Raw genomic sequence first — 14,148 nt, 5'->3', positions numbered from 1 at the left:
CCACGAACGCTGGGTCACCGTAGTAGACCTCGCGGTCCGCGAAGGCCAGCTTCATGGCCTCGGTGACCCGGTGCACGAACTCGGCGCTGCAGGGCCCCAGGCGGCCCAGGTCCATGCCCTTGAGCAAGGCCAAGGTTTGCAGGAAAACCGGGCCCTGGCTCCAGGCACCGGCCTTGGCCACGGTGTAGCCGTGGTAGTCGCAGCTGAGCGCCTTTTCGTAGCTCGCCGACCAGCCCGCCATGTCCTGGCCGCTGAGGACGCCGCGATGCGGCGTTCCGCTCTCGTCCATGGCCTCGGTCTGGCGCACGAAACGGTCTATCGCCTCGGCGACGAAGCCCCGATAAAAAGCGTCGCACGCGCGCGCTATCTGGCGCTCCCGGTCGCTGCTGGCGCGCTCGGCCTCATCGAGCACACGGCTCCAGGTTCGGGCCAGCACGGGGTTGCGAAACAACTTGCGTGCCTGCGGCGCATGGCCCCCTGGCAGGTAGGTCGCTGCGCTGCCGGGCCAGTGCGCCTGAAAGAAATCTTTCAACCCGGCAATGGTGTCGGCGACACGCGGCAGCAGGGGGTGGCCCTGCTCAGCGTAGTAGATGGCCGGCTCCAACACGTCGCGCAGGCGCATGCTGCCGTGGTCGCGCAGCAGCAGCATCCAGGCGGAGAAGGAGCCGGGGATCACGGTGGCCAGCAGGCCGTTGCCCGGGATCAGGTCCAGGCCCTCGCGGCGGTAGCGTTCCAGGGTCGCGGCTTTTGGCGCCGTGCCCTGTCCGCACAGGACTTCCAGACCGGTGCGTGCCGAATGGAACACGACCGGCACTTCGCCCGCTGGCCCGACCAGATGGGGCTCTACGACCTGCAGAACAAAGGCCGATGCCACGCAAGCGTCAAAGGCGTTGCCGCCCCGCTCGAGCATGGCCATGCCGGCGGCGCTGGCCAGCCAGTGGGTCGAGGTGACGACCCCGAAGGTGCCGAGAATTTCCGGGCGCGTGGTAAACATGGTGCGATACCTTTCAGTTATTTCTTGGTGAACGACACGGCCCGGAGCCGGATCATGCCGTCCGGGTGGGGAACGAACCCGGTGAGTTTCTTCTGCACGCCGAAGATCCAGGGTTGGTAGAACAGATAGATGATGGGGCGTTCGGCTTGCAGGGTCGCGAGCACCTTGTCGTACAGGGCGCGGCGCTTGGCCTCGTCCGGTTCGGCGCGTGCGCTGTTGAGCGCGGCATCCACGTCCGCGTTGCAGAATCTGCCGTCGTTCAGGCTGCCCTTGCAGCTGACGTACTGGTGGACGTTGCCGCTGGGGTCAACGCGGCCAGACCAGCCGCTCTGGCCCACGACGAAGTCGCCGCGCGCCAGAGCCGATTGCAGGGACGCGAACTCGGCCGGACGCAGGCTGATGTCGAACCCCGCCTCGGCGCCCATCGCCTGGATCAGCTCGCACACCTGTTGCATGGTGGTGTTGTTGCCGTAGGTGATTTCCAGTTTCACGCGGTCAAAGCCGGCTTCCTTGAGCAGGGCGCGCGCCTTCTTCGGGTCGCGGCCCGTGTGCTCAAAGGCCTTGTTGTAGGCAAAGCTTTCGGGCGGGAAAGGCTGGTGCGCGGGCTGGAGCATGCCCTCGCCAACGATCTGATTGATCGCTTCGCGATCGATCGCCAGGTCCAGCGCCTGGCGCACGCGCTTGTCCTTGGCCAGCGGGTTGTTGGCGCCCGCACCGTTGCCCAGGTTCACCGAAATGGCCTGGAACCCCAGGCCGGTGACCGGCAGCAGATTCAGGCTCTTGTCGTCCCGGACGGTCTTCGTGTCCATGGGGGCCACGCGTTCGATGATGTCCAGATCCCCCGCGCGCAGGTTGCTCAGGCGCACCGTGGCGTCGGGAATCGGCGTGAAGATCAGGCGTGCGAAATGGTAGTTCGCTGCGTCCCAGTGCTTGGAAAATTTCTCCAGGACGATGCGATCGTTCTGCACGCGCTCCTTGAATTGGTAGGGGCCGGAACACACCGGCCTGCTCCCCGGATCCTTGGCGAACGTGGCGGGCGAGAGCATCATGCCGGCACGGTCGGACAGCTGCGACAGCAAGGAGGCGTCGGGCTCGGACAGTTGCAGGACCACGGTGTTGGCGTTCGGTGCCTGAACGCTGGCCACGGTGGCCAGCTCGCTCTTGCGATTGCTGTCGGGCAGGGTGCGCGCGCGGTCCAGGTTCGCCTTCACCGCCGCTGCGGTGACCGGCGTGCCGTCATGAAACAGCGCATCCCCGCGCAGTTTGAACGTCAGCGTCTTGTTCTCGCCGGACCAAGCCCAGGACTGCGCCAACTGGGGCACGATCTTCAGATCGGGGGTTATTTCCACGAGCTTGTTGCACAGCGAGGCGAGCACGATGCGGCCGACGAACGTACGGGAGCGGACCGGATCGAGCGTGTCCGGGTCGTCCTGCAAGCCGATGCGCAAGCTGGACTGTGCGCAGGCCATGCTGCTCACGAGCATTCCTGCGGTGGCCATGGCGAAACAAAATGGACGCATGAAGAGGTCTCCTGGGGTTCAAGGGTCTGGTGAGGGTGTGCGCGCCGTGGTGCCCGTTCCCTTCAGTAGGGACCCACCGCATGCCGGGCCACGAAATGGCCCGCGCTGACTTGCACCAAGGGCGCGACGACGATGGCCTCGTCGCCTGCCGTGCGCACCGGGCTGGGGATCTCGTCGGCCTGCAGGGACTGCTGGCGCTGGCGCCGCCTCGGGTCGGCGCTGGGCACGGCCGCGATGAGCTTTCTGGTGTAGGCGTGCTGGGGATTTTCAAAAATCGACCGGCGCGGGCCGATCTCGACGATTTGCCCCAGATACATCACGGCCACGCGGTGGCTGATGCGCTCGACCACCGCCATGTCGTGCGAGATGAACAGGTAGGACAGGCCCAGTTCGCGCTGCAGGCTCAGCAGCAAATTCACGATCTGCGCCTGGATGGATACGTCCAGCGCGGACACGGACTCGTCGGCGATGACGACCTTGGGGTTCAATGCCAGCGCGCGCGCAATGCAGATGCGCTGGCGCTGGCCGCCGGAGAATTCATGCGGGTAGCGCGCGCCCATCTCGGGCAACAGCCCGCATTTGTCCATCAGCCAGCGCACCCGTTCCCGGGCCGCGCGGCCGCGCGCCACGCCGTGGATCAGCAGCGGTTCCATGATCGAGTCGCCCACGGTCATGCGCGGGTTCAGGGACGCAAACGGGTCCTGAAAAATGAACTGAATATGCCGGCGCAGCGTCTGCATCGCGGCGCCGCGCAAGCTGCCGATATCCTGGCCGTCGAGCTCGATGCGGCCGCCCTGGCTCCTGACCAGTTGCACGAGCGAGCGGCCGGTGGTGGTCTTGCCGCATCCCGACTCCCCCACGAGCGCCAGCGTCTCGCCGGGGAACAGGTCGAAACTGACTTTCTCCACCGCGTGCACACGCGCCCGGACCCGGCCAAAAATACCCCCCGCGATGTCGAAACGGGTCACGAGATCCCGGACCCTCAGCACCGGGCCGTTCTCGCGGCGCACGGTGTCCGGCCCGTCGATGGGCGGTCCGGCGGTTTCTTGCCCATGCAGGAGCGCAAACGGCGCGGGCTGGTGGGTGCCGCGCATTGCGCCCAGTCGCGGCACCGCGGACAGCAAGGCGCGCGTGTACGCTTGGCACGGCGTGGCGAACAATTCCTCGCAGGCCCCTTCCTCCACCTTCTCCCCCCGGTACATGACCAGCACATGGTCCGCGACCTCGGCGACAACGCCCATGTCGTGGGTGATGAAGATCACCCCCATGTCCATTTCTTCCTGCAACTGGCGGATCAGCAACAGGATTTGCGCCTGGATGGTGACGTCCAACGCCGTGGTGGGCTCATCGGCAATCAGCAACTGCGGCCTGCAGCACAGCGCCATCGCGATCATCACCCGCTGGCGCATGCCGCCCGAGAGCTGATGCGGGTAGCGGTCCAGGATGGCTCGGGCCTGCGCGATGCGCACGCGCTCGAGCATGCGCAGCGTCTCGGCGCGCGCTGCCGCCGCGCCCAGACCCTGGTGCAGTCGCAGCGCTTCGCCAATCTGCCTGCCGGCGGTGAAGCTGGGGTTCAACGAGGTCATGGGCTCCTGGAAGATCATGGCCACGTCGGCGCCGCGCACGCCTTGCAGCGTGCGCTCCGACGCATGCATCAGGTCCAGCACGTCGCCGTTGCGCCGGCGCAGCCGCAGCGCGCCGCGGACGATCCTGCCGCCACCGTATTCCACCAACCGCATCAGCGCCAGCGCCGTGACCGACTTGCCGGAACCGGACTCGCCCACGATGGCCAGCGTTTCTCCGCGGTCCACATGAAAGGAGACGTCGCGCACGGCGTCGACGCTGCGCTCGGGAGTCGAAAACCGCACGCTCAGGCCTTCGACCTGCAGCGTGCGGCGGGAGTCCAGCGCGGCCATCACCATCACCTGTCCTGGCGCGGATCGAGCGCGTCGCGCAAGCCGTCGCCCAGCAGATTGAACCCGAGCACCACGAGGAAAATGGCCGAACCGGGGAAGATCGACATCCAGGGCGCCTGGCTCATGAAGTTCTTCGCCGTATTGAGCATCGAGCCCCACGACGGGTCGGGCGGCTGCAAACCCAGACCCAGGAACGACAGGCTGGCCTCGGCAATGATGGCGGTCGCGATGGTGATGGTCGCCTGCACGATCAAGGGCGGCATCACGTTGGGCAATAGGTGCCGCGCAATGATGCGCGCATCCGATGCGCCCAGCGCGCGGGCGCTGTGCACGTAGTCCTCGCTTTTCACCGCGAGCACCTGCCCGCGTGTCAGGCGCACGAACTTGGGCGCGGCGGAGACCCCGATGGCGATCATCGCGTTCATCAGGCTCGGGCCCAGGAAGGCCGCCAACGCGATCGCAAGGATCAGGAACGGAATGGCCAGCAGGGCCTCGGTGGCACGCGAGACCAGGCTGTCGATCCAGCCGCCGAAGTAGCCGGCGACCAGACCGAACGGCAGGCCCGCGATGAGCGCAATGCAGACCGACACCAGGCCAGCCGTCAGCGACGCGCGCGCGCCGTACGCCATGCGGCTGAAGATGTCGCGGCCCAGCTCATCCGTGCCCAGCCAGAACGCCGCCGAAGGCCCCTTGCGGATGGCCGTGAAGCGCGTCTGCAACGGGTCCGCGGTGGCAAGCAGCGGCGCGAGCAAGGCCAGCAAAACGAAAAACAGCACGATCCCCAGGCCGAGCAGCGCCGCATGGTTGCGCCGGAACTTTCCCCAGGCGCGGCTGCGCAGCGGCGCGGCGGTCGTCGCTGCAAGCACGGCGCTCATGCGTGCCTCAAACGGGGATTCACCCAGACATACAGAACGTCGGCGAGCAGGTTCAAAGCAATGAAGCCTCCGGCCACGCACAGCACCACGCCTTGCACCACGGCGTAGTCGCGGGTGAACACGGCGTCCACGATCAGCTTGCCAAAACCCGGAATCGTGAAAACCTGCTCGGTCAGGACCGCCCCGGCGAGCAACTCGCCAAATAGCAGCGTCACCAAGGTCACGATCGGTATCAGCGCATTGCGCAGCGCGTGCAGCAGCACCACGTGCCGCGGCGCCACGCCCTTGGCGCGCGCCGTGCGCACGTAGTCGGCCGACAAGGCCTCCAGCATCGCGGAACGGGTGTGGCGCATCAGGTAGGCCGCGATGGCGGTGGACAACACGAGAGACGGCATCAGCATCGTCCGGATCGAGCGCCAGAAGTCCTCGAAGGGCGACACGTACCCCGAGGCCGGCAACAGCTTCCATTGCACCGACACCACCATGATCAGGAGGATGCCCAGCCAGAAATTGGGGATCGACATGCCCGAGAGCGCCACCATGTTCGCCCCCGCTTCGACCCAGCTGCCCTTGCGCACGGCGGCGACGATGCCCATCGGGATGCCCACCAACAATGCGAAGAACATGCTCATGGCGGCCAGCTGCAGCGTGACGGGCAGTTTCTGGGCGATCAGCGCAGTCACCGGAACGTCCGTGCGCAGTGACTTGCCGAGATCGCCCCGCAGCACCTGCAAGCCCCAGGCCCCGTATTGCATGGGCAAGGGATCGTTGAGGCGGTATTTTTCGCGCAGATAGTCCAGCACGGCCGGATCACGCTCCTCACCGGCCAGCGTCAGCACCGGGTCTCCGGGAAGAATCTTTTGCAACAGGAAGACGAGCATCGACACCAGCATCAGTGTCGGAATCGCGACGAGCACACGGCGGAAGATGAGTCTGAGCATGGAAGGGAAACGACAGAACAAGCGCGTCAAACCGCCCGTGACCAGATGTGAATTGTGTCATGGCGTAATCCGCTAACGGCCCTGGTTGCGGCGCTTCGGCTAGGGGTATTCCCTGGGCCGAACGGTGGTCTCTCACCGCACTGCAACCACCTTGCTTTGGTGGATGGGTTGCTTACGTTATTCGACTCACCGGGCAATGGCCCGCTGCCTGAGATCCTGGATCTCGCACTGGCTATAACCCGCTGCGCGCAAGAGCGCATCGGTGTGCTCGCCGACCCGGGGTGGATTCAGGCGCAGGCCCGGCTGTTTTCCGTCCAGCGTGAAGGGCAGCAGGGGGACGCGCGCGGGCCGCCCGTCGTCCAGAACGATGGGCGCCAGTCCTCCAGTGGCTTGCAGATGCGGGTCATCGAGCAATTCATCCGGGCGCGTGATGGGGGCAAACGCGAGCCCCCGGGCCTCGAAGCGGGCCGCGAGTTGCGCTGCGCTGAACGGCGCCAAGTGCGAGCGCAAGCGGGGCATCAGCCAGTCGCGGGCCAGGACGCGGTCCTGGTTGCTTGCCAACCGGGGGTCGGCCAGCAGTTCCCCGAGGTCGAATGCGTGGCAAAAGAGCGCCCATTGCTTGTCGCTGACCACGGCGAGAAAAATCTGCTCGCCGTCCTGGACGGTGAAAACGTCGTAGATGGCCCAGGCGGCGACCCGGCTCGGCATCGGCGCCGCGGGCTGCCCCGTCACCGCGAATTGCAGCATGTGCTGGCCCACGAGGAACACGTTGTTCTCGAACAGGGAGGACTGCACCGCGCTCCCCCGACCGGTCCTCTCGCGCTGCGCCAATGCGGCCATGACGCCAATGGCCCCGAACATTCCGCCCATGATGTCGTTCACGCTGCTGCCGGCACGCAGCGGGTCGCCGGCGCGCCCGGTCATGTACGCGAGCCCCCCATCATCTGCACCACCTCGTCCAAGGCCGTCCGGTGCGCATAAGGCCCGGGCAGAAAACCCTTGTGGCTCACATGGATGAGCCTGGGATTGCGCTGGCGCAGTGCGTCGTATCCGAGCCCCAGCTGGTCCATCACGCCGGCACTGAAGTTCTCGCTCACGACGTCTGCCGAATCGATCAGGCGCAGCGCGGCCGCCACGCCCTCGGGCTGTTTCAGATCCAGTGCAACGCTCTTCTTGTTGCGATTGAACATCGGGAAAAAGCCGGCACCAGAACCCGGCAGGCTGCGCGTGCGGTCCCCGCCGACGGGCTCGATCTTGATCACCTCGGCCCCCAGGTCCCCCAGCAGCATGCCGCAGCTCGGGCCCATCACCATGTGGGCGAACTCGATGACCCGGATGCCTTCGTATGGCAGGGGCCGTGCGCTGTTTTCCGTCATTGGTCGTTCCAAAAATTAGGCAGCAGGGAGCAGGACGGCGCTACGGCCGCTGCCCGAATCCCTTGGGCAAACCGGCTTGCGGCGTCATGCCGTACAGGGGCTCTCCGGGCAGACCCGCGGCCAGCGCCTGGCGCGCGGCAAACAGTTTTTCCAAGTCAATGCCGGTGCGTATTCCCATGGCTTGGAACATGAAAACCAGATCCTCGGTGACCACGTTCCCGGAGGCTCCCGGCGCATGCGGGCAGCCACCGAGCCCGCCCAGCGACGCGTCAAAAGTGCGCACGCCCGCGTCCCAGGCCGCGAAGCAATTCGCCAGGCCCAGACCGCGCGTGTTGTGCATATGGGCTGCGCCCGCGTGCTCCCCGATTTCTGCGCGCAGGCGGCGAAACAGGCTGCGCACCTGCGCCGGATGGGCGTACCCCACGGTGTCGGAGAGGCCGGATTCATCGGCGCCGGCCGCGATGCATTCGGCCGCCAGGCGGACGACGTCGTCCGGCGGCACCGGCCCTTGCAAGCTACAGCCGAAGGCCGTGGAGATCCCCACCTCCAGCCGGGTGCCGGGGGACAGTTCATCCCGGAGCCGCGCAATGGCGCGGACTTCCTCGACCATCCCCGCGGGTGTCTTGCGGGTGTTCGCTAGCGCGTGCGCCGCGCTCGCGGAAACGGGAAGCGTCAGTTTGTGCGCCCCTGCCCGCAGAGCGTCCTGCGCCCCGCGCAGGTTGGGCACCAGTGCCACCACCGTCAGGCCCGGATGCCGGCACGCATGGCGCACCACGTGCGCCGCGTCGGCCATCTGGGGCAGGCGCTTTGCAGGAACGAAGGAAGCCACCTCGATCTCGCGCAGGCCCGCAGCAACCAGCGCGTCCAGCCACGCGCATTTGTCTGCGCTGGGCATCGTGGTCTTGACCGATTGCAGGCCGTCCCGGGGGCCGACCTCGCTGATCAGAACCTCGGGAGGTGGGTGCGCGGTCGTCCCGGATGGGGGTGGCATAGGGGGGCTCGTCGTTCTGACAGTTGGAATGAAGTTCCTTGCATTAAAATGCTCGCCGAACTGCCCCCTGCTTGTCAAGCGCTGACTGTCCCCCTGCGAACATGCCCAGAAAACCTGCCCGGGAATCGATTGCCGATGCCGACGCCGCGCATGGCGGCGTGGCCGCCGTGGACCGCGCGCTCAGCCTGCTGGCCGCTTTCCGCGCAGGGGACGCGGCATTGGCGTTGGCGGATCTGGCGCAGCGCACGCGCCTGTACAAGAGCACGGCGCTGCGCCTGCTGGCATCGCTGGAGCATGCCGGATGGGTGCAGCGCCTGGCCGACGGACGCTACGCCATTGGCCGGGAGGTCATGCGCGTGCATGCGATCTACACCGCCTCGTTCTCCCTGGATCGGCTGGTACTGCCGGTGTTGCAGGCACTGGTGCACGCCACCCGGGAGAGCGCCGCCTACCACGTGCGCAGGGGCGACGCGCGGCTATGTCTGTACCGCGTCGATTCGCCGCATCCCGTGCGCGACCATATCCGTGCGGGAGACCTGCTCCCATTGGACAAGGGCACGGGCGGCAGGGTGCTGTGCGCATTCGATCCCGTGCGGGGCAAGGCCGCAGGGCGCGACCGACGGCTCTATGCGCGCATCCGTGCCGATGGTTTTTATGCCGCAGTGGGGGATCGCTTGGCCGAGTTGGCCGGAATCTCTGCCCCGGTACTCAACGCCGAAGGGACCGTGGTCGCGGCGATTACCTTGATCTGTCCGGCGCACCGCTACGATGAACGCCATATCGGAGCCGTTGTGCAGGCGGCTCGCGAATTGCATGGGCAGGTTGATTGAGTGCCTTCGCAAGCAGGTCCTGCCGCTGCGCAGGCCGCGCATTACATCACCGCCCCCACCTGCCACGGAACAAACTCGTTTTGCCCGTAGCCATGCTGCTCGCTCTTGGAGTGCGCGCCCGAGGCGGTTGCGAGGACCAGGTCGAAAATGCGCTGGCCCATTTCCGCGATCGTGGCCTTGCCGTCGACGATTTCGCCGCAGTTGATGTCCATGTCTTCCTCCTGCCGCTGCCATAGCGCCGAGTTGGTTGCGAGCTTGAGTGCGGGCGAGGGCGCGCAGCCGTAGGCGGAGCCGCGGCCGGTGGTAAAGCAGATCAGGTTCGCTCCGCCGGCCACCTGGCCCGTGGCGCTGACCGGGTCGTAGCCCGGCGTGTCCATGTAGACGAAACCATGCGCCGTGACCGGCTCGGCGTATTCGTATACCGCCTCCAGGTTGCTCGTGCCGCCCTTGGCGACTGCGCCCAGGGACTTTTCCAGGATGGTGCTGAGGCCGCCGGCCTTGTTTCCGGGTGAGGGGTTGTTGTTCATCTCGCCCTGGTTAATGGCCGTGTAATGCTCCCACCATTTGATGCGCTCGACCAGCTTCTGCCCCACCTCGCGCCGTGCGGCGCGGCGCGTGAGCAGGTGCTCGGCGCCGTAGATCTCGGGCGTTTCGCTGAGGATGGCGGTGCCGCCGTGCGCCACCAGCAGGTCCACTGCGGCGCCCAGCGCCGGGTTGGCGCTGATTCCCGAATAGCCGTCGGAGCCGCCGCATTGCAGCCCGATCGTGATGTGCGCCGCGCTGCAGGGTTCGCGCCGGACGGCGTTGGCCTGCGGCAGCATGTGCCCGATCAGCGCCACGCCCTTGGCGATGGTCTTGCGCGTTCCGCCCGTGTCCTGGATGTTGAAGGTGCGCAGGGTTTCGCCTTCGGTCAGATGGCCTGCGGCGAGCCAGCGGTCGATCTGGTTGGCCTCGCAGCCGAGTCCGACGACCAGCACGGCGGCAAAGTTCGGGTGCGTGGCGTAGCCGGTGAGCGTGCGTTCGAGGATCTGCATTCCCAGGCCCTGCGTGTCCATTCCGCAGCCCGTGCCGTGGGTCAGCGCGACCACGCCGTCGATGTTCGCAAACGCCGCGAGCGCCTGCGGGTTGGTCTGGCGCGAGAAATGCTCGGCGATCGCGCGCGCGGCGGTGGCCGAGCAGTTCACGCTGGTGAGCACGGCGATGTAGTTGCGCGTGGCCACGCGGCCGTCGGCGCGCCGGATTCCCATGAACGTGGCCTCGCGCCTTGCGGGCGCGGGTTTCACGTCGGCGCCAAAGGCGTAGTCGCGGGCAAAGTCGCCCTTGTTCGGGCCCATGTCGAGGTTGTGCGTGTGCACGTGCTCGCCGGCCGCGATGGGGCGGCTCGCGAAACCGATGATCTGGTTGTAGCGGCGCACCGGTTCGCCCGGGGCGATGGCGCGCATCGCGACCTTGTGGCCCGGCGGGATCAGGCCGCGCACGGTGACCTGCTCGACGGCGCTGCCGCCAAGCAGTTGGGTGCGCGCGATGACGACGTCGTCGGCGCTGTGGAGTCGGATGTGGGGCGTCATGGTCGCAGGCTCAGTAGAACGTCTTGGGAATCCGGAGCACGGGCTTTGGCGTGCCGGGGATCAGGCCCGGGCTCGGCAGCAACGGCAGCAACCAGGGCAGGATGGCCACGGTCGTGCGCTCCATGCTCAGTCCCCCGGGACGCGCGCCAGCACGAAGAGCAGCATGCCCATTGGCGGGTGCAGCAGCGCCAAGTAGACCTCGGCGAAGGCGATGACAGTGCGCAGGCGCTGAGTGCCCGCAGGGTGCTTCGTTTTCTGCTCATCGGGGGGCCGTTATCCGTTGTCGTGCCGGGGATCGGGTGCGCTGGCTTGCGCGGCAACGGCAAGGCCGTCCATGCATACGCCAAAGCCCGGCGAGGGTAAGGCGCTGCGCCCGCTTCACCCATCGGGCAAAACCCGAGTTTCCGACCGGGTCGATGCCATACCCGGGCGTTGAGCTCCGATCGGGGCTACGCTCACTGCACCTCGCCAAGGGGCTGCGGCCTGGGCAGCAGCGCATGGGCCAGGCTCCCCTCGCCCGCACCCACGCCCATCCCTATCCCCATCCCTTTGGGCGCCGTGCCGTGGAGCGCCGCCACCATGCTCTGGTGCGCGGGCCGGGCCGGGCTGCGCAGCCGGTTCGCGGGGAAACTCACGGAAAACACCGAGCCCTTGCCCAGGGTGCTGGTGATGCCGAGCGTGGCGCCGTGGCGTTGCAGCACGTGCTTGACGATGGCCAGCCCCAGACCCGTGCCCCCGGTCTCGCGCGACCGGCTGCGGTCAACGCGGTAGAAACGCTCGGTCAGGCGGGGGATGTGCTCGGGGGCGATTCCCGGACCCGTGTCGTGCACCGAGAAGACCGCGCTGTCGTCCTCCTTGCGTTCCCAGCGCACGCTGATGGAACTGCCCGCCGGCGTGTAGCGCACGGCGTTGCTGATCAGGTTGGACAGCGCGCTCTGCAACTCGGCGGGAACCCCGGCGATTTCCCCCGCGGTGCACAAGACCTCTGCGGGGGGAAGCGCAGCGCGTGCGGGCGCGGCTGGTGTTGCGTGAGCAGGCAGGACAGCGCGCGCGCCTCTTCCTCGCAGCGCTGCATGAGTGTTTGCACGGGCGTCCATTCGGCCATGCCCGGCGGCGGGCTGCCCTCCAGGCGCGAGAGCGTCAGCAGGTCCTGCACCACGCTCTGCATGCGCTGCGCCTGCTGCGCCATCATGCCCAGGTAGCGCGCGCGCTCGTCGGTGCTCAGCGGCAGGGTCTGCAAGGTCTCGACAAAGCCGGTGAGCACGGTCAGCGGCGTGCGGATTTCGTGCGACACGTTGGCCACGAAGTCGCGCCGCATGGCGTCGGCCTGCTCCAGCGCCGTCACGTCGCGCGAGAGCAGCAAGGTGCATCCGTCGCCGTAGGGATGCAGGTGCACGGAGATGCGCACCGGCCGCGACGGCGTGCTCGAATGCCCCTCGATGACCACGTCGCCGGAGAAGTCCTTGGCGGCAAAGTACGCGGTGAATTCGGGGTTGCGCAGCAGGTTGCCGATCGACTGCATGACGTCGCGCTGGGCGTCGAGGCCGAATTGATTCGCCGCCATCTGGTTGCACCACTCGATGCGCCCCTGCGCGTCGAGCAGCACGACGCCGTTGGGCGAGGCATGCAGCGCCGCGAGGATTTCCTGCAACTGGTTCTGGCTGGTGCGGATTTGGGCCTCCTGCGTGCGCAGCAGGCGCCGCACACGGTCCGCTGCCTCGCCCCACACGCCGCGCACGATCGGCGTGTCGGCGAGTTCGCCGGTACGCAGCCAGTGGCGCACGCGCGCGCCGCGCAACAGATCCCAGAAGAACCAGGCCCAGGTGGCTGCGGCCACGCCCAACGCGGCGCCCCAGGAACCGCCCTGCCACCACCCCAGGCCGCCCCCGGCCAACTGCCAGAGCAAGAAGCACGAAATACCCCAGAGCATGCGGATTGCAGAGCCTTCTCAGGTCAGGGACATCGCGGCCCGCAATCAGGCCTGCGCCGGGACCTGCGGCTGCGCGGTCAGTCGATAGCCCGCGCCGCGCACGGTCTCCACCATGGTGGACGCGGCGCCCAGGGCCTCGCGCAGCCGCTTGACGTGCACGTCCACCGTGCGCTCTTCGATGAAGACATGGTCGCCCCAGACCTTGTCCAGCAGCTGCGAGCGGCTGTGCACCCGCTCGGCGTGCTTCATCAGGAAATGCAGCAGTTTGAACTCGGTGGGTCCGATCTTGAGCAACTGCCCCTGAAAGGACACCCGGTAGGTTCCGGCGTCGAGCAGCAGATCGCTGATGGCCACGCTGTCGCAGACCTGCTCCGGCGCGCGGCGGCGCAGCACCGCGCGGATGCGGGCCAGCAGTTCCTGCGTGGAAAACGGCTTGGTGATGTAGTCGTCGGCGCCGGCGTCGAGCCCGGCGACCTTGTCGGGCTCGTCGCCGCGCGCGGTGAGCATGAGGATGGGGATCGGCTTGGTGCGGCTGTCGGCACGCCATTTGCGGGCCAGGAGCAAACCGCTTTGCCCGGGCAGCATCCAGTCGAGCAGGATCACGTCGGGCAAAACGGCGTCGAGCTCGCGCTGGGCAGAGTCACCGTCCTCGGCCCAGAAAGGCTGGAACCCGTTGTGCCGCAGGTTCACGGCGATGAGTTCGGCAATCGCGGGTTCGTCCTCGACGATCAGGACACGTGGGAGCTTTCTCATAAATCTGTCCAAGCCCTTTGTGGGTCTGTGTGGCTTACAAGACGACCGACTCGATCTCGTCGAGCGCGGTGTGGCGCACGTCCTTGCCCATGACCAGGTAGATGATCAGTTCGGCGACGTTCTTGGAATGGTCTCCGATGCGCTCGATGGCCTTGGCCAGGAACAGCAGGTCCAGACTCGGCGAGATGGTGCGCGGGTCTTCCATCATGTAGGTGACGAGCTTGCGCACGAAACCGTCGAACTCCTTGTCGATGAGGTCGTCCTCCTTGAGGATCGCGAGCGCGGTCTTGGTGTCCAGGCGGGCGAAGGCGTCGAGCGCCTTGCGCAGCAGGCCCGAGGCCAGATCGGCGGCCACGCGCAGGTCGCTCGAGGGCAGCGAGCGCGGGGCGCCGCTTTCGATGATGGAGCGCACCATGCGCGCCATCTTGCTGGCCTCGTCGCCCATGCGCTCCAG

General features: G+C 67.2%; 10 protein-coding genes and 2 pseudogenes. 1 reads left to right on the top strand and 11 read right to left on the bottom strand.

Annotated features, from left to right (window positions below; translation table 11 throughout):
• The 7 genes and pseudogenes from VTU_RS0118270 to VTU_RS0118240 all read right to left on the bottom strand — a co-directional run.
• The coding region (locus VTU_RS0118270) for a gamma-glutamyltransferase family protein (protein ID WP_010106835.1) at positions 1-994 on the bottom strand (994 nt) is incomplete at its 3' end.
• 17 nt (positions 995-1,011) lie between these two features.
• Positions 1,012-2,514, bottom strand: coding sequence for an ABC transporter substrate-binding protein (locus VTU_RS0118265; protein WP_010106834.1), 1,503 nt, complete (start codon positions 2,512-2,514; stop codon positions 1,012-1,014).
• Between the two features lie 62 nt (positions 2,515-2,576).
• Positions 2,577-4,436: a dipeptide ABC transporter ATP-binding protein gene (locus tag VTU_RS0118260; protein ID WP_010106833.1), complete on the bottom strand. Its 1,860-nt coding sequence runs from the start codon at positions 4,434-4,436 to the stop codon at positions 2,577-2,579.
• Positions 4,436-5,305 carry an ABC transporter permease gene (locus tag VTU_RS0118255; RefSeq protein ID WP_010106832.1) on the bottom strand — a complete coding sequence of 290 codons (870 nt, stop codon included), beginning with the start codon at positions 5,303-5,305 and terminating at the stop codon, positions 4,436-4,438. The genes VTU_RS0118260 and VTU_RS0118255 overlap by 1 nt, the downstream gene beginning before the upstream one ends.
• Positions 5,302-6,246 (bottom strand): ABC transporter permease, encoded by a 945-nt coding sequence (locus tag VTU_RS0118250; protein ID WP_010106831.1) that lies wholly within the window; start codon positions 6,244-6,246, stop codon positions 5,302-5,304. The genes VTU_RS0118255 and VTU_RS0118250 overlap by 4 nt, the downstream gene beginning before the upstream one ends.
• Positions 6,247-6,432: 186 nt before the next feature.
• Positions 6,433-7,622: pseudogene (locus VTU_RS28160) on the bottom strand (CaiB/BaiF CoA transferase family protein).
• 40 nt (positions 7,623-7,662) lie between these two features.
• The gene (locus VTU_RS0118240) at positions 7,663-8,613 is read right to left on the bottom strand and encodes a hydroxymethylglutaryl-CoA lyase (RefSeq protein ID WP_010106830.1); all 951 of its coding nucleotides are present in this window, start codon (positions 8,611-8,613) and stop codon (positions 7,663-7,665) included.
• 101 nt (positions 8,614-8,714) lie between these two features.
• Here VTU_RS0118240 and VTU_RS0118235 point away from each other — a divergent pair, with 101 nt between their 5' ends.
• Complete coding sequence (locus VTU_RS0118235) at positions 8,715-9,443, top strand: IclR family transcriptional regulator (protein ID WP_010106829.1); 729 nt, start codon at positions 8,715-8,717, stop codon at positions 9,441-9,443.
• A 41-nt stretch (positions 9,444-9,484) separates the two neighbouring features.
• On the opposite strand, the gene VTU_RS0118230 is transcribed toward VTU_RS0118235, so the two are convergent.
• The 4 genes and pseudogenes from VTU_RS0118230 to VTU_RS0118205 form a co-directional block, all read right to left on the bottom strand.
• The gene (locus tag VTU_RS0118230; protein WP_010106828.1) at positions 9,485-11,011 is read right to left on the bottom strand and encodes a UxaA family hydrolase; all 1,527 of its coding nucleotides are present in this window, start codon (positions 11,009-11,011) and stop codon (positions 9,485-9,487) included.
• A gap of 455 nt (positions 11,012-11,466) precedes the next feature.
• Positions 11,467-12,941: pseudogene (phoR, locus tag VTU_RS28155) on the bottom strand (phosphate regulon sensor histidine kinase PhoR).
• A gap of 45 nt (positions 12,942-12,986) precedes the next feature.
• On the bottom strand, positions 12,987-13,694 hold the full coding sequence (gene phoB / locus VTU_RS0118210; RefSeq protein WP_010106826.1) for a phosphate regulon transcriptional regulator PhoB: 708 nt from the start codon (positions 13,692-13,694) through the stop codon (positions 12,987-12,989).
• Between the two features lie 34 nt (positions 13,695-13,728).
• Positions 13,729-14,148: phosphate signaling complex PhoU family protein (locus VTU_RS0118205; protein WP_029554543.1), on the bottom strand; the 420-nt coding region annotated here is incomplete at its 5' end.

It is taken from the genome of Verminephrobacter aporrectodeae subsp. tuberculatae At4, from assembly GCF_000193225.1.
Lineage (GTDB): Bacteria > Pseudomonadota > Gammaproteobacteria > Burkholderiales > Burkholderiaceae_C > Acidovorax > Acidovorax aporrectodeae.
Note: the sequence above shows the minus strand (reverse complement) of the source record. Positions and strands in the feature narration are given on the sequence as shown.

Bases quoted from the DNA above. Each gene is read 5' to 3' on its own strand.
- VTU_RS0118265 (WP_010106834.1), bottom strand. From the start codon at position 2,514: ATGCGTCCATTTTGTTTCGCCATGGCCACCGCAGGAATGCTCGTGAGC.
- VTU_RS0118255 (WP_010106832.1), bottom strand. From the start codon at position 5,305: ATGAGCGCCGTGCTTGCAGCGACGACCGCCGCGCCGCTGCGCAGCCGC.
- VTU_RS0118260 (WP_010106833.1), bottom strand. From the start codon at position 4,436: ATGGTGATGGCCGCGCTGGACTCCCGCCGCACGCTGCAGGTCGAAGGC.
- VTU_RS0118235 (WP_010106829.1), top strand. From the start codon at position 8,715: ATGCCCAGAAAACCTGCCCGGGAATCGATTGCCGATGCCGACGCCGCG.
- VTU_RS0118250 (WP_010106831.1), bottom strand. From the start codon at position 6,246: ATGCTCAGACTCATCTTCCGCCGTGTGCTCGTCGCGATTCCGACACTG.
- VTU_RS0118230 (WP_010106828.1), bottom strand. From the start codon at position 11,011: ATGACGCCCCACATCCGACTCCACAGCGCCGACGACGTCGTCATCGCG.
- phoB (WP_010106826.1), bottom strand. From the start codon at position 13,694: ATGAGAAAGCTCCCACGTGTCCTGATCGTCGAGGACGAACCCGCGATT.
- VTU_RS0118240 (WP_010106830.1), bottom strand. From the start codon at position 8,613: ATGCCACCCCCATCCGGGACGACCGCGCACCCACCTCCCGAGGTTCTG.